The organism is Variovorax sp. V15, from assembly GCF_041154425.1.
Taxonomy (GTDB): Bacteria; Pseudomonadota; Gammaproteobacteria; order Burkholderiales; family Burkholderiaceae_C; genus Variovorax; species Variovorax guangxiensis.
Genome location: NZ_AP028659.1, coordinates 4,197,036 through 4,213,398 on the forward strand (window position 1 = coordinate 4,197,036; position 16,363 = coordinate 4,213,398).

Annotated in this window: 14 protein-coding genes; 4 read left to right on the forward strand and 10 right to left on the reverse strand. The window is 67.3% G+C overall.

The annotated features are described in order from the left end of the window. The first annotated feature begins 94 nt into the window (after positions 1-94). Positions 95-1,171 (forward strand): lipocalin-like domain-containing protein, encoded by a 1,077-nt coding sequence (locus ACAM57_RS19950; RefSeq protein WP_126018344.1) that lies wholly within the window; start codon positions 95-97, stop codon positions 1,169-1,171. A gap of 98 nt (positions 1,172-1,269) precedes the next feature. Further along, positions 1,270-1,728, forward strand: a complete 459-nt coding sequence (locus ACAM57_RS19955; protein ID WP_184636570.1) for a YXWGXW repeat-containing protein — start codon at positions 1,270-1,272, stop codon at positions 1,726-1,728. Between the two features lie 71 nt (positions 1,729-1,799). On the opposite strand, the gene ACAM57_RS19960 is transcribed toward ACAM57_RS19955, so the two are convergent. The 6 genes from ACAM57_RS19960 to ACAM57_RS19985 all read right to left on the reverse strand — a co-directional run bounded on the left by ACAM57_RS19960 (position 1,800) and on the right by ACAM57_RS19985 (position 7,826). Then, positions 1,800-2,786: a branched-chain amino acid ABC transporter permease gene (locus ACAM57_RS19960; RefSeq protein ID WP_184636568.1), complete on the reverse strand. Its 987-nt coding sequence runs from the start codon at positions 2,784-2,786 to the stop codon at positions 1,800-1,802. A 10-nt stretch (positions 2,787-2,796) separates the two neighbouring features. Beyond that, positions 2,797-3,672, reverse strand: coding sequence for a branched-chain amino acid ABC transporter permease (locus ACAM57_RS19965; RefSeq protein ID WP_184636566.1), 876 nt, complete (start codon positions 3,670-3,672; stop codon positions 2,797-2,799). Between the two features lie 135 nt (positions 3,673-3,807). Next, positions 3,808-5,004, reverse strand: a complete 1,197-nt coding sequence (locus ACAM57_RS19970) for an ABC transporter substrate-binding protein (RefSeq protein ID WP_184636564.1) — start codon at positions 5,002-5,004, stop codon at positions 3,808-3,810. Positions 5,005-5,086: 82 nt separating this feature from the next. Next, entirely contained in the window at positions 5,087-6,283 is a 1,197-nt protein-coding gene (locus ACAM57_RS19975; protein ID WP_184636562.1) for an ABC transporter substrate-binding protein, read from the reverse strand. A 63-nt stretch (positions 6,284-6,346) separates the two neighbouring features. Next, a complete protein-coding gene (locus ACAM57_RS19980) occupies positions 6,347-7,054 on the reverse strand; it encodes an ABC transporter ATP-binding protein (protein ID WP_184636560.1) in 708 nt (235 codons plus the stop codon). Position 7,055: 1 nt separating this feature from the next. Beyond that, a complete protein-coding gene (locus ACAM57_RS19985; RefSeq protein ID WP_126018330.1) occupies positions 7,056-7,826 on the reverse strand; it encodes an ABC transporter ATP-binding protein in 771 nt (256 codons plus the stop codon). A gap of 340 nt (positions 7,827-8,166) precedes the next feature. Here ACAM57_RS19985 and ACAM57_RS19990 point away from each other — a divergent pair, with 340 nt between their 5' ends. After that, positions 8,167-9,402, forward strand: coding sequence for an AGE family epimerase/isomerase (locus tag ACAM57_RS19990; protein WP_369658631.1), 1,236 nt, complete (start codon positions 8,167-8,169; stop codon positions 9,400-9,402). Positions 9,403-9,473: 71 nt separating this feature from the next. Here ACAM57_RS19990 and ACAM57_RS19995 read toward each other — a convergent pair whose 3' ends face one another. The 4 genes from ACAM57_RS19995 to ACAM57_RS20010 form a co-directional block, all read right to left on the reverse strand. After that, positions 9,474-11,036 carry a DHA2 family efflux MFS transporter permease subunit gene (locus ACAM57_RS19995; protein ID WP_126018326.1) on the reverse strand — a complete coding sequence of 521 codons (1,563 nt, stop codon included), beginning with the start codon at positions 11,034-11,036 and terminating at the stop codon, positions 9,474-9,476. 53 nt (positions 11,037-11,089) lie between these two features. Next, entirely contained in the window at positions 11,090-12,415 is a 1,326-nt protein-coding gene (locus ACAM57_RS20000; protein WP_369658632.1) for an efflux RND transporter periplasmic adaptor subunit, read from the reverse strand. A 62-nt stretch (positions 12,416-12,477) separates the two neighbouring features. Further along, the gene (locus ACAM57_RS20005) at positions 12,478-13,953 is read right to left on the reverse strand and encodes an efflux transporter outer membrane subunit (RefSeq protein ID WP_369658633.1); all 1,476 of its coding nucleotides are present in this window, start codon (positions 13,951-13,953) and stop codon (positions 12,478-12,480) included. Continuing rightward, the gene (locus tag ACAM57_RS20010) at positions 13,946-14,485 is read right to left on the reverse strand and encodes a MarR family winged helix-turn-helix transcriptional regulator (protein WP_126018320.1); all 540 of its coding nucleotides are present in this window, start codon (positions 14,483-14,485) and stop codon (positions 13,946-13,948) included. Before ACAM57_RS20010 ends, ACAM57_RS20005 begins: the two co-directional genes overlap by 8 nt. 76 nt (positions 14,486-14,561) lie before the next feature. On the opposite strand from ACAM57_RS20010, the gene ACAM57_RS20015 reads away from it, so the two are divergent. Then, positions 14,562-16,346, forward strand: a complete 1,785-nt coding sequence (locus tag ACAM57_RS20015; RefSeq protein WP_369658634.1) for an ABC transporter transmembrane domain-containing protein — start codon at positions 14,562-14,564, stop codon at positions 16,344-16,346. The last annotated feature ends 17 nt before the right edge of the window (positions 16,347-16,363 follow it).

Here is a 16,363-nt window from a genome sequence, read left to right on the forward strand (position 1 = left end):
GCCTTGTGTTGTTCGTAGAGGGGTGGCAGCGAACAGTATCCCGATTTGCGCGGCTCGTGGGCGTTACAAGGCGCGACTTGTAGACTGGCACACCATGCAGCGAGCCCTCTCTTCCTTCCCTCTTTCGCGCCGAAACCTGCTGCTCGCCGCGCTCGCATCGGGGCCGCTGGCCGCATGGGCACTGCCCGAGCGCCGCCTCGAGTTCCCGCGCGACTTCGGCAGCCATCCCGACCTGCATACCGAGTGGTGGTACGTCACCGGCCACGCGAAGACTTCCGCCGGACGCGAGTTCGGCTTCCAGGTCACCTTCTTCCGCTCGCGCGTGGAGGCCACGCTGGGCATGCGCTCGGCCTTCGCGGCGAAGCACCTGGTGTTCGCGCATGCGGCCGTCACCGACCTCGAAGGCCGCGTGCTGCTGCACGACCAGCGCATCGCGCGCGCGGGCTTCGGCGTGGCCGAGGCTTCCGCGAACGACACCGACGTGCGCATCCGCGACTGGTCTCTCGTGCGCGAGAACGGCATCTATGTGGCGCGCATCCCGGCGAACGAGTTCATGCTCGAACTGCGCTTCACCCCCACGCAGCCGGTGCTGCTGCAAGGCAATGCCGGGCTCTCGCGCAAGGGGCCGGAGGAATCGCAGGCCAGCTACTACTACAGCGAGCCGCAGCTCAAGGCACAGGGCAAGCTCACGCTGAAGGGCCAGGCCTTCGACGTCGCGGGCACCGCATGGCTGGACCATGAATGGAGCGAGGCGCTGATGCATCCCGAGGCCGTGGGCTGGGACTGGATCGGCATGAACCTCGACGATGGCAGCGCCCTCACCGCCTTCCACCTGCGGCGCAGCGACGGCACCGCGCTGTGGGCCGGAGGCTCGTACCGGCAGCGAGACGGCACGGCCCGGATCTTCAGGAACGGCGAGGTCCGCTTCGAGAGTCTCAAGACCTGGGACAGCCCCCGCACGCAGGCGAAGTATCCGACGCGATGGCGAGTACAGACGCCCGCCGGCAGCTTCGAGGTGCGCGCCCTGCTCGACGACCAGGAGCTGGACAGCCGCGGCTCCACCGGCGGCGTGTACTGGGAGGGCGTGAGCGACCTGCTCGACGCGCAGGGCCGCCGCGTGGGGCGCGGCTATCTCGAGATGACCGGCTACGCGGCTCCGTTGAAGCTGTAACTGTTGTAGCCACGGACAGAGGCTGACAACCGAAAGCCTCCTACATGCGTTGGGAAAATTTCCCATAAATAATCATCCCGAAGCAGAGGAGCCCCAACATGAAAACCCGAATCGCAATGCTGGCCGCTGCCGGCGCGCTCTCCATCCTGGCGAGCCCCCTGGCCGCCAACGCGCAGGTCTCCGTCAACATCAACGTGCCCGGGCTGGTGATGACGGCCCCGCCACCGCCGCGCTACGAGCCGCTGCCGCCGCCGCGCGGCGGCTTCGTCTGGGTGCCGGGCCGCTGGATCTGGGACGGCCGCGCCTATGCATGGCGCGCGGGCGGATGGCAGCCGGAGCGTCCGGGCTACGTCTATGCGCCCGGCCGCTGGATCGAGGACCGCGGCGGCTGGCGCTGGACCGAAGGCGACTGGCGCCGCGAGGCCCGCCGTGAAGCGCGCCGCGAACGCGAGTGGGAAGAAGACCGCCGCCATGACCGCTACGAGCGCGATCACCGGCACGGCCACGATCGCGGCGATTTCTGCCCGCCCGGCCAGGCCAAGAAGGGCAACTGCTGAGGCGCAGGCCCGCAGAGCCCGGAACGGAAAAGGGAGCCGAAGAGGCTCCCTTTTTGTTTGTCCGCGTCTTGCTACTTCGCCCGCCGCCGGTCGATGAACGCGATGATCTCGCCCATGATCCCCTTGCGGAAGGCCAGCACGCAGATCACGAAGATCAGGCCCGTCACCATGGTCACCGACTCGCCCAGCGTGTTGAACCAGTCCACCGTGGTGATGCGCGCGAGCAGATTGCCGAGTTCGCCGATCTTGTTCTCCAGCAGCACCACCACCGCCGAGCCCACCAGCGGACCCGAGAGCGTGCCCAGGCCACCCACCAGCGTCATCAGGATGACCTGGCCCGAGGCGGTCCAGTGCACGTCCGAAAGCGTGGCGAAACCCAGCACCAGCGTCTTGAGCGAGCCGGCCAGGCCCGACAGCGCCGCCGAGATCACGAAGGCCAGCAGCTTGAAGCGGCTCACGTCGTAGCCCAGCGAGAGCGCGCGCGGCTCGTTCTCCTTGATGCCCTTCAACACCTGCCCGAAGGGCGAATGGATGGTGCGCACGATCAGCAGGAAGGCCACGACCACGATGACAAGCGCCACGTAGTACATGGTGAGGTCGTTCGACAGGTCGATCACGCCGAACAGCTTGCCGCGCGGCACGCCCTGCAGTCCGTCCTCGCCGCCGGTGAACTTGGCCTGAAGCGCGACGAAGAACATCATCTGCGCGAGCGCCAGCGTGATCATCGCGAAGTAGATGCCCTGGCGGCGGATGGCCAGCACGCCGAAGACCCAGCCGAGCAAGGCGCCGGTGAGCGTGCCCGCGATCAGCCCCAGCTCGGGCGTGAGGCCCCAGACCTTGATCGCATGGCCCGCCACGTAAGCCGAGCCGCCGAGGAATGCCGCGTGCCCGAAGGAAAGCAGGCCGGTGAAGCCCAGCAGCAGGTTGAACGCGGCCGCGAAGAGCGCGAAGCACATGAGCTTCATCACGAACACCGGGTAGGCGCCGAAGAACGGTGCCAGGACCAGTGCGAGCAGCAGCAGCGCGTAGACGACGGTGGATATCTTTTTCATGTTCATGCCGTCCGCCTTATTTTTCTTTGCCGAACAGGCCGGCCGGACGGATGAGCAGCACGATGACCATGATCACGAACACGACGGTGGAGGATGCCTCCGGATAGAAAACCTTGGTGAGCCCCTCGATCACGCCGAGCCCGAGGCCGGTGAGGATCGCGCCCATGATCGAGCCCATGCCGCCGATCACGACCACGGCGAACACCACGATGATGAGGTTCTGCCCCATCAGCGGCGACACCTGGATGACGGGCGCGGCGAGCACGCCGGCGAAGGCGGCGAGCGCACAGCCGAAGGCGTAGGTCAGCGTGATCATCAGCGGCACGTTGACGCCGAAGGCTTCCACCAGGCGCGGATTCTCGGTGCCGGCGCGCAGGTAGGCGCCGATGCGGGTCTTCTCGATCACGTACCAGGTGGCGAAGCACACCACCAGCGACGCCACCACCACCCATGCGCGGTAGTTGGGCAGCACCATGAAGCCGAGGTCGGTGGCGCTCGACAGCGCGTCGGGCGCGTCGTAGGGCAGGCCCGAGACGCCGTAGATCGAACGGAACACGCCCTCGATCAGCAGCGTGAGGCCCAGCGTGAGCAGCAGGCCGTAGAGGTGGTCGAGCTTGTAGATCCAGCGCAGCAGCAGCCGCTCGATAAGCACGCCGAAGATGCCGATGACGACCGGCGCGGCAATCAGCATCACCCAGTAGTTGATGCCGAAATACTCCATGGCCATCCACGTCAGGACGGCGCCGAGCATGAACAGCGCGCCGTGCGCGAAGTTGATGACGTTGAGCAGGCCGAAGATCACCGCCAGCCCGAGGCTCAGGATGGCGTAGAAGGAACCGTTGACCAGCCCAAGCAGGAGCTGGCTCAACAGGGCGGGAAGGGAAATGTTCATAGAAAGTTCAGGACACCACTGGCCGTTTCTTCTTTTTCGCGGGGGCCGCCGCGCACGGCCGCCCGAAGCGGCCGGCCCGCCCCCCTTGCAAAGGGGGGTTGGCGAAGCGACACGCAGTGCGCGCAGCCTGGGGGGTTACTTCCATAACGCGCACTTGCTCTCGGCCTTGGTCGTGAAGACCTCTTCGCCCTTGAGCTTCTGGACCACCTTGTAGTAGTCCCACGGCTGCTTCGACTCGGCCGGCGACTTCACCTGCACCAGGTACATGTCGTGCACGAAGCGGCCGTCGGCGCGGATGCTGCCCTTGGCATAGAAGTCGTCGATGGGGGTGGACTTGAGGGTTTCCATCACCTTGTCGGCATCGACCGTCTTGGCGGCCTGCACGGCCTTCAGGTAGGTCATGGTGGCCGAGTAGTCGGCGGCCTGGATGTCGGTGGGCATGCGCTTGGTCTTCTCGAAGAAGCGCTTGCCGAAGGCGCGCGTCTTGTCGTCGAGGTTCCAGTCCCAGCTGGTGGTCAGCAGCAGGCCCTCGGTGTTCTTCAGGCCCAGGCTGTGCACGTCGGTCACGAAGACCAGCAGGCCGACCATCTTCATGCTCTTGGTGATGCCGAATTCCCGCGCCGCCTTGATGGCGTTCTGCGTGTCGCCGCCCGCATTCGCGAGCGCCAGCACCTGCGCCTTGGAGTTCTGCGCCTGCAGCAGGAACGAGGAGAAGTCGGAGGTGTTCAGCGGATGCTTCACGCTGCCGAGCACCGTGCCGCCCTTCTCCTTCACGACCTTGGTCGCGTCGGCTTCGAGGGCCTGGCCGAAGGCGTAGTCGGCCGTCAGGAAGTACCAGCTCTTGTCGCCTCGCGCGATGACGGCGCTGCCCGTGCCCTTGGCCAGCGCGACGGTGTCGTAGGCGTAGTGCACGGTGTAGGGGCTGCACTGCTCGTTGGTGAGCGCCGAGCTGCCCGCGCCGTTCACGATGAACACGCGCTTCTTCTCCTGCGCCACCTTGGCCATGGCCAGGCCGGTGCCCGAGCTGGTGCCGCCGAACAGCATGGTCAGGCCCTGCGTGTCGATCCACTCTCGCGCCTTGGAGGCGGCGATGTCGGCCTTGTTCTGGTGGTCAGCCTGCAGCAGCTCGATGGGCATGCCGTTGACCTTGCCGCCGAAGTCGTCGATGGCCATCTGGATCGCCAGCGCCCCGTTCTTGCCCTCCACGTCCGCGTACAGGCTCGACATGTCGGTGATGAAGCCGATCTTGACCTTGTCCTGCGCCTGAGCGGCCCCCACCGCCACGAGGCAGGTGGCGGCAAGGCAGGCGGAGGCGATGAGCGTGCGTTTCATGGCTTGATCCTCGTGATGACTTCGGTGGAAGGAAAGAGGGAAGAGAAAGGAGAAGGAGAACCCGGGCTGCCGCGTCAGGCGATCACTTCCAGGCCGCGCACTTGGTCTCGGCCTTGGTCGTGAAGACCTGGTCGCCCGGCAGCGTCTTCAGCACCTTCAGGTAGTCCCAGGGCTTCTTCGACTCGGCGGGCGACTTCACTTCCACCAGGTACATGTCGTGGATGAAGCTGCCGTCGGCGCGGATCTGGCCCTTGCCGTAGAAGTCGTCGATCTTCATGCTCTTGAGCTGCGCCATCACCTTGTCGGAGTCGGTGGTCTTGGCGGCGGCCACGGCCTTCAGGTAGGTCATGGTGGCCGAGTAGTCGGCGGCCTGCACGTCGGTGGGCATGCGCTTGGTCTTCTCGAAGAAGCGGTTGGCGAACTTGCGCGACTCGTCGTTCAGGTCCCAGTACCAGCTGGTGGTGTGCAGCAGGCCTTCGGTGTTCTTCAGGCCCAGGCTGTGGATGTCGCTCAGGAAGACCAGCAGGCCGGCGGTCTTCATCGTCTTGTTGATGCCGAACTCCTTGGCGGCCTTGATCGAGTTGATGGTGTCGCCGCCCGCGTTGGCCAGGCCCAGGATCTGCGCCTTGGAGTTCTGCGCCTGCAGCAGGAACGAGGAGAAGTCCGACGCGTTCAGCGGATGGCGCACGGCGCCCACCACGGTGCCGCCCTTCTCCTTCACGACCTTGGTGGTGTCGGCTTCGAGCGCGTGGCCGAAGGCGTAGTCGGCCGTCAGGAAGAACCAGCTCTTGCCGCCGCGGTCGACCACCGCGGCGCCGGTGCCCTTGGCCAGGGCCACGGTGTCGTAGGCATAGTGAATGGTGTACGGGCTGCACTGCTCGTTGGTGAGCACCGAGCTGCCGGCGCCGTTGTTGAAGTACACGCGCTTCTTTTCTTCGGCCACCTTCGCGGTGGCCAGCGCCACGCCCGAATTGGTGCCGCCGAAGACCATGGTCACGCCGGCGGTGTCGATCCACTCGCGGGCCTTGGAGGCGGCGATGTCGGCCTTGTTCTGGTGGTCGGCGGTCAGCAGTTCGATGGGCTGGCCCAGCACCTTGCCGCCGAAGTCGTCGATGGCCATCTGGATGGCGGTGGCGCCGCCCTTGCCTTCGAGGTCGGCGTAAAGGCTCGACAGGTCGGTGACGAAGCCGATCTTCACTTTTTCCTGCGCCTGCGCGGCGCCTGCACTCATGGCGAGGATGCCGATTGCGGTTGCGATGAGGCCGAGTTTCTTGTTCATGCTGTTGTCTCCTGGAGAAATCTTTGTGGGATGGAAGGACAGGTCTTGTGGACTCGATGTGTTTTAGACGCCCAGCAGTTCGGTGAGCACGGGCATCTTGGCTTCGAGCTCGGCGGCGCCGAACTTCTCGACGATGCGGCCGTGCTCCATCACGTAGAAGCGGTCGGCCAGCGGCGCGGCGAAGCGGAAGTTCTGCTCCACCATCACGATGGTGTAGCCCTTGGCGCGCAGCGTGGTGATCATGCGCGCCAGCGCCTGCACGATGACCGGCGCGAGGCCTTCGGAAATCTCGTCGAGCAGCAGCAGCTTGGCGCCGGTGCGCAGGATGCGGGCCACGGCCAGCATCTGCTGCTCGCCGCCGGACAGGCGAGTGCCCTGGCTGTGGCGACGCTCTGCGAGGTTCGGGAACATGGCGTAGATCTCTTCGACCGACATGCCCTGCCCTGCCCCCTTCAGCTCGGGCGGCAGCATCAGGTTTTCCTCGCACGAGAGGCTGGCGAAGATGCCGCGCTCTTCCGGGCAATAGCCCACGCCAAGATGCGCGATGCGGTGCGTGGGCATGCCGACGGTCTCGCGGCCGTTGACCTCGATGCTGCCCTTGCGCGCGCCCGTCAGGCCCATGATGGCGCGCAGCGTGGTGGTGCGGCCCGCGCCGTTGCGGCCCAGCAGCGTGACGACCTCGCCCGGCTGCACGACCATGTCGACGCCGTGCAGCACATGCGATTCGCCGTACCAGGCTTGCAGGCCTTTGATTTCGAGTGCAGCCGTCATGTCAGTGGGCTCCCTGCAACTGGCCTTCGGTGGTGCCCATGTAGGCCTCCATGACCTGCGGGTTCTTCGAGACCACGGCATACGGGCCCTCGGCCAGTACCGCGCCGCGCTGCAGCACCGTGATGGTGTCGGCGATGGTCGAGACCACGCTCATGTTGTGCTCCACCATGAGGATGGTGCGGCCGGCCGACACGCGCTTGATGAGTTCGGCAACGCGGTGCACGTCTTCGTGGCCCATGCCCTGCGTGGGCTCGTCCAGCAGCATCAGCTCGGGCTCCATGGCCAGCGTGGTGGCGATCTCCAGCGCGCGCTTGCGGCCGTAGGGCAGGTTCACGGTCTGTTCGTCGGCGAGCTCTTCGAGGCCGACTTCGGCCAGCAGCTCGCGGGCCCTGGCATCCAGCGGCTTGAGCGACTTCTCGCTCTTCCAGAAGTGGTACGAGGTGCCGAGACGGCGCTGCAGGCCCAGGCGCACGTTCTCCAGCAATGTGAGGTGCGGGAACACGGCCGAGATCTGGAACGAGCGGATGATGCCGCGGCGCGCGATCTGCGCGGGGCGCTCGCGCGTGATGTCCTGGCCGTTGAAGAGGATCGTGCCGGTGGTGGGCTCGAGGAACTTGGTCAGCAGGTTGAAGCAGGTCGTCTTGCCAGCGCCGTTCGGGCCGATGAGCGCGTGGATGGAGCCGCGCACCACGGACAGGTTGACCTTGCTGACCGCGGTGAACCCCTTGAATTCCTTGGTGAGCTGGCGTGTTTCGAGGATGACGTCGCTCATCTCGCGAAGTCGCCCGGGTTCGTGTGAAGAATGTGGGTCATGCGGTCCATCTCAATGCGCCAACCATCGAGCGCGGACCGATTGTTCGTGGGTGCCTCCGGCTTGCATACTGGGGCAAATGCCTATGCTGCAGTGCAACCTTTTCACGGCTCCGCGGGCTTGTTCGCCATGACTGTCATCTCGACGACAAAGCGGAATCCGGAGCACGGCAAAGATCACACGCATGTTGCGCCGGCAGCGCCGACTTCCGTCGGGGAAATCACGGCACGCCGTCTCGCGGGTGCCAACCTAAACTGACCGGGACTCATCACGTCGAAGGCCGCGCCGGCAAGCGCCGCGCATGACCGCGACCATGGAACCAACGACATCGCTGCACATGCCCGACTTCCGCTCTCCGGACTTCCTGACCGACCACATCCTGCACACGCTGGCCTTCTACGAGACGCGCAATCTCGACGCCACCGGCGGCTTCTTCCATTTCTTCAGGGACGACGGCACGGTGTACGACCGGCGCACGCGCCACCTGGTGAGCAGTACGCGCTTCGTGTTCAACCATGCGACGGCCTACCGGCGCTTCGGCAAGCCTGCCGACCTTGCGGCCGCGCGACACGGCCTCGCGTTCATCGAACATGCCCACAGGCAGCAGGACGGCGGCTATGCATGGCAGCTCGACTGGCACGAGCAGCGCGCCACCGTGCAGGACGCCACCAACCGCTGCTACGGCCTGGACTTCGTGCTGCTCGCGCAGGCGCATGCGCTCATGGCCGGCATCGAGGAGGCGTACCCGGGGCTGGATCACACCTGGCGGCTGATGGACGCGCATTTCTGGGAGCCGCGGCACCAGCTTTATGCCGACGAGGCCACGACCGACTGGCGTGTCGGTGCCTACCGGGGGCAGAACGCCAACATGCACGCCTGCGAGGCGCTGATGGCCGCCTTCGAGGCCACGCAGGAGGCGCGCTACCTCGAGCGTGCGCTGGCCGTGGCCGAATCGGTGACCGGCCGGCTGGCCTCTCTGGCCGACGGGCTGGTGTGGGAGCACTACCGCGAGGACTGGTCGGTCGACTGGGACTACAACCGCAGCAACAAGACCGACATCTTCAAGCCCTGGGGCTTCCAGACCGGCCACCTGAGCGAATGGGCCAAGCTGCTGCTGCAGCTCGAAGGCCACCTCGCCACCGAAGACCGCGAGGCCGGCTGGATCGTGCCGCGCGCGCGCCACTTCTTCGACACCGCCATGTTCCGCGGCTGGGACGCCGACAACGGCGGGCTGGTCTACGGCTTCGGCCCCGACGGCAAGGTGTGCGACGGCGACAAGTACTTCTGGGTGCAGGCGGAGAGCTTCGCGGCCGCCGCCCTGCTCGCCGTGCGCACCGGCGAAACAGGCTACTGGGACTGGTACGACAGCATCTGGGCCTACAGCTGGGAGCACTTCGTCGACCACAGGCACGGCGCCTGGTATCGCATCCTCACGCCGACGAACGGGAAGATCGGCGACGAGAAGAGTCCGGCAGGCAAGACCGACTATCACACCATGGGCGCTTGCCACGACGTGCTGCGCGCGTTGGGCAGGTAGAAGCGGCAACGAAAAAGAAGAACCCCCAGGCTCCTTGCGGAGGCTGGGGGTTGCGAGGGGGTCTGGCGCGGTCAGTGCGCGCCGGCCGCGGCGTCGCCGCCTGCTCCGCCCTTCTGCGGCCTTGCCAGCCACACCAGCGGAATCAGCAGCAGGAACAGGATCGCCGACGCATAGAAGATGTCGTTGGTCGCCAGCATGTACGACTGCTGGTCAACGAGGCGATTGATCTGCCCCATCACCTGGTCGGTGCCGAAGCCGTTGGCGTTCAGACCGGCCATCGCGCTGGTGGCCGCGTTGTTGCCCTGGTTGATCGTCTCGGCCAGCTGGGCGTGGTGCAGCGTCGCGCGGTTGTCCCAGAGCGTGGTCGTGATGGACGTGCCCATCGCGCCCGCGGTGATCCGCAGGAAGTTCGACAGGCCCGAGGCGGCCGGGATGCGGTCGGGCGTGAGGCCCGACAGCGTGATCGTCACCAGCGGGATGAAGAAGAACGCCATCGCGATGCCCTGGATGATCGTCGGGATGATGATCGTCACGAAGTCGGCCTGCGTGTTGAAGTTCGAGCGCATCCACAGCACCAGCGCGAACACGAGGAACGAGAAGGTCGCGTAGCGGCGCGGGTCGATCTTGGCCACCGTGAGGCCCACCACCGGCGAGAAGAAGATGGCCAGCAGCCCCACGGGCGCCATGATCATCCCCGCCTGCGTGGCGGTGTAGCCCATCCACTGCTGCAGCCACAGCGGCAGCAGCACCACGTTGCCGAAGAAGAGGCCGTAGGCCACCGCCGTCGCCACCGCGCCCGACCAGAAGTTGCGGCGCTTGAAGAGCGACAGGTCGACCACCGGGTGCTTGTCGGTCAGCTCCCAGACCAGGAAGAAGGCGAAGCCGACCACGGACACCACCGCCAGCGTGACGATTTGCGCGGAATGGAACCAGTCGAGCTCCTTGCCCTTGTCGAGCATGAGCTGCAGCGAGCCCACCCACAGCACCAGCAGCGCGAGGCCGATGGCGTCGATGGGCACCTTGTGCGTGGCGCTCTCGCGCTTGTGGTAGAGCGCCCAGGTGATGGCGGCAGCGACGATGCCCACCGGGATGTTGATGTAGAAGATCCACGGCCACGAGATGTTGTCGGTGATCCAGCCACCGAGCAGCGGCCCCATCACCGGCGCGACCAGCGTCGTCATGGACCACATCGCCATCGCCAGGCCCGCCTTGGCGCGCGGATAGCTCGACAGCAGCAGCGCCTGCGACAGCGGGATCATCGGCCCCGCGACGAAGCCCTGCAGCGCGCGGAAGGCGATCAGCGTCGTCATGTTCGGCGCGAGGCCGCACAGCAGCGAGCTGATCATGAACAGGATCACGCTGGCCATGAACAGGCGCACCTGTCCGAAGCGCTGCGTCATGAAGCCGGTGAGCGGCACCGCGATGGCGTTGGCCACCGCGAAGCTGGTGATGACCCAGGTGCCCTGCGTGGTGCTCACGCCCAGGTCGCCCGAGATGGCAGGCAGCGACACGTTCGCGATCGACGAATCGAGCACGTTCATGAAGGTTGCCGCAGAAAGCGCGACCGTGCCCCAGACGCGGGCTGCGCCCTCGAGCGGCGGATGCGCAACGTATGCAGGAGCAGCGGTGGCCATGGGGCGGGCTGTTTACCTGGACGGAAGAAAGGTCCGGACGAACGCTGGCGCGATCAGCCCGGCTGCCCCTGCACGGCCACGGAAGTGTTGCCGGCAGGCGCGGCGGGCGCCTTGGCGGGTGCCGCAGCCGCGGCGCCGCCCTTGCCGCCGATGTTGGCGGCGACGATGCGCTCCACTTCGGCATCGGCGCCGCGGTCGAGCTGGCTGTAGACCGCGGTCTGCGCCAGCGCGGTGGCGCGCGGCGCATCGGCGAGCATCTTGCCGCCCTTCTGCGAGATGTCGACCTCGGCGTCCATCGACAGGCCGATGCGCAGCGGGTTGGCCTTGAGCTGCTCGGGGTCGAGCGCGATGCGAACGGGCACGCGCTGCACCACCTTGATCCAGTTGCCGGTGGCGTTCTGCGCGGGCAGCAGCGCGAACGCGCTGCCGGTGCCCACGCCCAGGCCAGCGACCTTGCCGGTGTACTCGACCTTCTTGCCGTACACGTCGGCGGTGAGCTTCACGGGCTGGTCGATGCGGATGTTGCGCAACTGCACTTCCTTGAAGTTGGCGTCGACCCACAGCTGGTTGAGCGGCACGATGGACATCATCGGCGTACCGGCGGCCACCCGCTGGCCGAGCTGCACGGTGCGCTTGGCGACGTAGCCGTCGACCGGCGCGGGCATGGCCACGCGCTGGGTGGCGAGATAGGCCTCGCGCACCTTGGCGGCGGCGGCCAGCACGCTCGGGTGCTGGGCCACGCTGGTGCCTTCGGTCAGCGACTGGTTGCTGACCAGCGCTTCCTTCGCGGCCACGACGCCTGCCTGCGCGGCGGCGAGCTGGCTCTTGGCGGTGTCGAGCTGCGTCTCGGCATGGTTGAGTTCTTCCTTCGACACGGCACCGTTGCCCGACAGCGCGCGGCGGCGCTGCAGGTCGTCCTGGGCCTTGGCGATGTCGCTCTGCGCCTTGACGATGTCGGCCTGGCGCAGCGTGACCTGCGCGGCCAGCGAGCCGTTGTTGGCGTACAGCGTGCGCACCTGGCGCACCGCCTGCGCGAGCGCGGCCTCGGCCTGCTCGAGCGCGACCTTGGCGTCGGCCGGGTCGAGCTGCACCAGCGGCTGGCCGGCCTTCACGAAGTCGGTGTCGTCGGCGTTGATGGCCATCACCGTGCCGCCGATCTGCGGCGTGATCTGGATGACGTTGCCCGAGACGTAGGCGTTGTCGGTGTCCTCGTAGTGGCTGGCCACCAGCCATTCGTAGAGGCCCCAGCCGCCGCCGGCGACGATGACCACCGCTGCGAGCGCGGTGAGTGCGCGGCGGCGCTTGCCGTTCCCGGCGGGCGCCTCGGGGGCTGCGGAAGCTGCGGCTGCAGCGGGCGTCGGAGTGTTGTTGTCGCTCATGATGAAGTTCTTTCCGAAGACGAAGGGGTCTAGCCGGGCTGGATCTGCGCTGTGCCGATCGGTCAGTTCAGCGGGGCCGAGGGAGCCGATGCGGTGGCGGTGGCCGGCGGCTGCCAGCCGCCGCCGAGCGCACGCGCCAGGCCCACCTGGGTGTCGAGCGCGCGGGCAGCGAGGTCGACGGCCAGGCGGCGCTGGGCCAGCACGGCGGTCTCGGCCGTCAGCACGTTGAGATAGTTGCCGAGGCCCGCGCGATATCGCTGCACGGCGATGTCGTAGGCGCCTTCGGCAGCCGTCTGCGCGGCGCGCTGCTCGGCCTGCTGGCGGGTGATCGACTGGGCGCTCGTGACCTGGTCGGCCGCGTCGCGCACCGCGTCGATCACGGTGGCGTTGTAGCTTTCGACGGCTGCATCGAGGTCGGCGGACTTGCCGCGCAGGTTGGCGCGCAGCCTGCCGCCTTCGAAGATCGGCAGGCTAATGGCCGGGCCCACGCCCCACTGCTCGCTGCCCGACTTCAGCAGCTTGCCGAAGCCCAGGCTCTGGAAGCCGACGAAGGCCGTGAGGTTCACGTTGGGATAGAAGAGCGTCCTGGCGTTGGCCACGTCGCTGGTGGCAGCTTCGACGCGCCAGCGCGCGGCGGCGATGTCGGCGCGGCGGCCGAGCAGGTCGGCCGGGATGTTCGCCTGCAGCGCCATAGGCTTCACGCCCGAAAGCACCGGCGGCTTGATCGAGGCGGTGACGTTCGGCTGGCCCACGAGCGCGTCGAGCGCGTGCTGCTGCAGCGCGATCTGCTCGTTGAGCGATTCGATCTGCTGGCGCGCCTCGGGCAGGCCGCCTTCGCTCTGGCGCAGTTCGAGGCGGGTGTCGAGACCGGCGGACACGCGGTCGCGCACCAGCTTCAGCGTTTCGTCACGCTGCTCCAGCGTGCGCTTGGCGACGGTGAGCTGGTCGTTCAGACGGGCCCACTGGAAGTAGCTGCGGGCCACGTTGCTCGCGAGCAGCACGCGGGCGGCGTCGGCATCGGCGGCTGCGGCGTTGGCAGCACCGATGGCGGTGTCGAGCGCAGTGCGGTTCTTGCCGAAGAAGTCGAGCTCCCAGCTCGCGCCCAGCTGCAGCAGGCCGATGTTCTGGGTGGAGCCGCCCAGCGGTGCCGGGTAGATGTAGTTGCTGTTGAACTTCTGGCGGTTCAGGTCGAGATCGGCCTTGACCTGAGGCTTGAGCGCGGCACCGGCGATGTCGGCCGAAGCCTGTGCGCGAGCGAGGCGGGCCTGCGCGACCTGCAGGTTGGGGTTGCCGGCCACGGCCTGGTCGATGAGCGAGTTGAGCTGCGAGTCGCCGAAGGCGAGCCACCACTGGCTGTCGAGGCGGGACACGGGCACAGCGGCACTGTCGGGCGCGATGCCCAGCGACGAGGCGTCGCGCAGCTTGGCCTGCGAGCCGATTCCGGCCATGTCGGCGCAGCCGGCGAGTGCAACCACCAGCAGCGCGGCGGCCACGACGGGAGTGCGGCGCATGGCGCGCACGGCGAGGGAGTCAGTCATTTTTATCTCCACGGGCCGCGAGGGCCTGGGCGTTGTCGAGGATGCGGCGCAGATAGCCTTTGAGCTGTTCCCATTCCTCGGTGGTGAAGCCTGCGAGGTGCTCGTTCTGCACCCTGCTGAGCACGTGCGGCACTTCCTTGGCGGCCGCGCGGCCTTCGTCGGTGAGCTCGATGTTGACCACGCGCCGATCTTCGAGCGAGCGCACCCGGCGGCACAGGCCCTTGGCCTCGAGGCGGTCGAGCAGGCGCGTCATGGCGCCGGTGTCGAGCTCGCAGGCCCTGGCCAGTTCGGCCACCGTTGTGGCCGCGCCGACGTGCAGCTTGTAGAGAGGCACCCACTGCGGATAGGTGGGGCTGCCCGGCTCGCACATGCGGGTTTCGACCGACTGGCCGACCGCCGTGACGATGCGGCGCATGAGGTAGCCGATGCTCTCCTCGGCGCGGTAGGTTTCCGGGCTGTAGAAGGCGACGGGCTCACGACGCTCCTCGCCGGTGGAAGCCGGTGGGTTCTGAGGGGTGTTGGCATCGCTCATGGCCGCAATATTAGTTGCCTCGGCAATTATTGTCAAGGCTACCTTTGTAGAGGCAAGGGATCGGTAGAATTGGCGCATGGCTTCCTCCCCACCGTCTTCCATGGCCAAGGGCTCGCCCCGATCGCTCTCGGGCCTGAGCCCTTTTCTTCGTCCGTACCGTGTGCAGATCGTGCTGGCGGGCGTCTTCCTGGTGATGGCGGCGGTAACGACGCTGGCTTTTCCTATCGCCTTGCGCAGCCTGATCGACAACGGCCTCATCAGCTCCGACAAGGGCGCCCAGACCATGGCGCTGCGCGAGCATTTCGGCGCCCTCTTCGCCGTGGCCGTGGCGCTGGGCGTGTTCTCGGCGGCGCGCTTCTATACGGTGAGCTGGCTGGGCGAGCGCGTGACGGCCGACATCCGCAACGCCGTCTACGGCCATGTGCTCAGGCAGAGCCCCGCCTTCTTCGAGACCACGCAGACCGGCGAGGTGCTGTCGCGCCTGACAGCCGACACCACGCTGGTGCAGACGGTCGTCGGCTCATCGCTGAGCATGGGCCTGCGCAACGCGGTGATGGGCGTGGGCGCCCTGGCGGTGCTGATCTGGACCAACCCCTACGTGATGGTGCAGGTGCTGGGCATCCTCGTGCTGGTGGTGTTGCCGAGCATGGTTTTCGGCCGCCGCGTGCGCAAGCTGTCGCGCGCCAGCCAGGACCGCGTGGCCGATTCCAGCGCCATCGCCGCCGAAGTGTTGAATGCCATTCCGGTGGTTCAGAGCTACACGGCCGAGAGCCGCGAGGCCGCGCGCTTCAGCGGCTCGACCGAGAACGCCTTCCGCACCGCCGTGCGCCGCACCCGGGCCCGCTCGGTGCTGGTGGCTTTCATCATCATCGCGACCTCCGCGGCGCTGCTCTGGGGCCTCTACCAGGGCACGCAGGCCGTGCTGCGCGGCGATATCACCGCCGGACACCTGGGCCAGACGGTTGTCTACGTCGCCATCCTCGCCAGCGCGACCGCCGTGCTCGGCGAGGTCTACGGCGACCTGCTGCGCGCGGCCGGTGCGACCGAACGGCTGATGGAGCTGCTGCACGCGCCCGCGGCCATCGTGTCTCCCGCGAATCCAGCGGCTGCGCCCGTCCCCGTAGCGGGCAGCGCGATCAGGTTCGACGCGGTGACCTTCCACTACCCTTCCCGCCCCGGCACACCGGCCTTGCGCGACTTCAGCCTCGATGTCGCACCCGGCGAGACCGTGGCACTGGTGGGATCCAGCGGCGCCGGCAAGAGCACCGTATTCCAGCTGCTCCTGCGCTACTACGACCCGCAAACGGGCCGCGTATTGCTCGACGGCGCACCGCTTGCCTCGCTGGCCCTGCCCGAGTTGCGCACCCGCATCGGCCTCGTGCCGCAGGATGCGGTGATCTTCTCGGCCAGCGCCCTCGAGAACATCCGCTACGGCAACCCCGAGGCGACGGCCGAGGAAGTGCAGGCCGCAGCGCGCGCCGCCTTCGCCCACGACTTCCTGCAGGCGCTGCCCGAGGGCTACGACACCTTCCTCGGCGAGCGCGGCGTGCGGCTTTCGGGCGGACAGCGACAGCGCATCGCTATCGCGCGCGCGATCCTCAAGAACCCGCCGCTGCTGCTGCTCGACGAAGCCACGAGCGCGCTCGATGCGGAGAGCGAACGCATGGTGCAGGCCGCGCTGGAGTCGGCGATGGAGAACCGGACCACGCTGGTGATCGCCCACCGCCTGGCGACGGTGCAGAAAGCCGACCGCATCGTGGTGCTGGACCACGGCGGGATCGTCGAACAGGGAACGCACGCGGCGCTGGTCGCGCAGGGCGGCGTGTATGCCCGGCTGGCCGCGCTCCAGTTCACCGCCTGAACAGGCCGCGCTACTCA

Excerpts from the sequence above, each read along its gene's own strand:
- ACAM57_RS19950 (WP_126018344.1), top strand. The coding sequence starts at position 95 with ATGCAGCGAGCCCTCTCTTCCTTCCCTCTTTCGCGCCGAAACCTGCTG.
- ACAM57_RS19955 (WP_184636570.1), top strand. The coding sequence starts at position 1,270 with ATGAAAACCCGAATCGCAATGCTGGCCGCTGCCGGCGCGCTCTCCATC.
- ACAM57_RS19960 (WP_184636568.1), bottom strand. The coding sequence starts at position 2,786 with ATGAACATGAAAAAGATATCCACCGTCGTCTACGCGCTGCTGCTGCTC.
- ACAM57_RS19965 (WP_184636566.1), bottom strand. The coding sequence starts at position 3,672 with ATGAACATTTCCCTTCCCGCCCTGTTGAGCCAGCTCCTGCTTGGGCTG.
- ACAM57_RS19970 (WP_184636564.1), bottom strand. The coding sequence starts at position 5,004 with ATGAAACGCACGCTCATCGCCTCCGCCTGCCTTGCCGCCACCTGCCTC.
- ACAM57_RS19975 (WP_184636562.1), bottom strand. The coding sequence starts at position 6,283 with ATGAACAAGAAACTCGGCCTCATCGCAACCGCAATCGGCATCCTCGCC.
- ACAM57_RS19980 (WP_184636560.1), bottom strand. The coding sequence starts at position 7,054 with ATGACGGCTGCACTCGAAATCAAAGGCCTGCAAGCCTGGTACGGCGAA.
- ACAM57_RS19985 (WP_126018330.1), bottom strand. The coding sequence starts at position 7,826 with ATGAGCGACGTCATCCTCGAAACACGCCAGCTCACCAAGGAATTCAAG.
- ACAM57_RS19990 (WP_369658631.1), top strand. The coding sequence starts at position 8,167 with ATGACCGCGACCATGGAACCAACGACATCGCTGCACATGCCCGACTTC.
- ACAM57_RS19995 (WP_126018326.1), bottom strand. The coding sequence starts at position 11,036 with ATGGCCACCGCTGCTCCTGCATACGTTGCGCATCCGCCGCTCGAGGGC.
- ACAM57_RS20000 (WP_369658632.1), bottom strand. The coding sequence starts at position 12,415 with ATGAGCGACAACAACACTCCGACGCCCGCTGCAGCCGCAGCTTCCGCA.
- ACAM57_RS20005 (WP_369658633.1), bottom strand. The coding sequence starts at position 13,953 with ATGACTGACTCCCTCGCCGTGCGCGCCATGCGCCGCACTCCCGTCGTG.
- ACAM57_RS20010 (WP_126018320.1), bottom strand. The coding sequence starts at position 14,485 with ATGAGCGATGCCAACACCCCTCAGAACCCACCGGCTTCCACCGGCGAG.
- ACAM57_RS20015 (WP_369658634.1), top strand. The coding sequence starts at position 14,562 with ATGGCTTCCTCCCCACCGTCTTCCATGGCCAAGGGCTCGCCCCGATCG.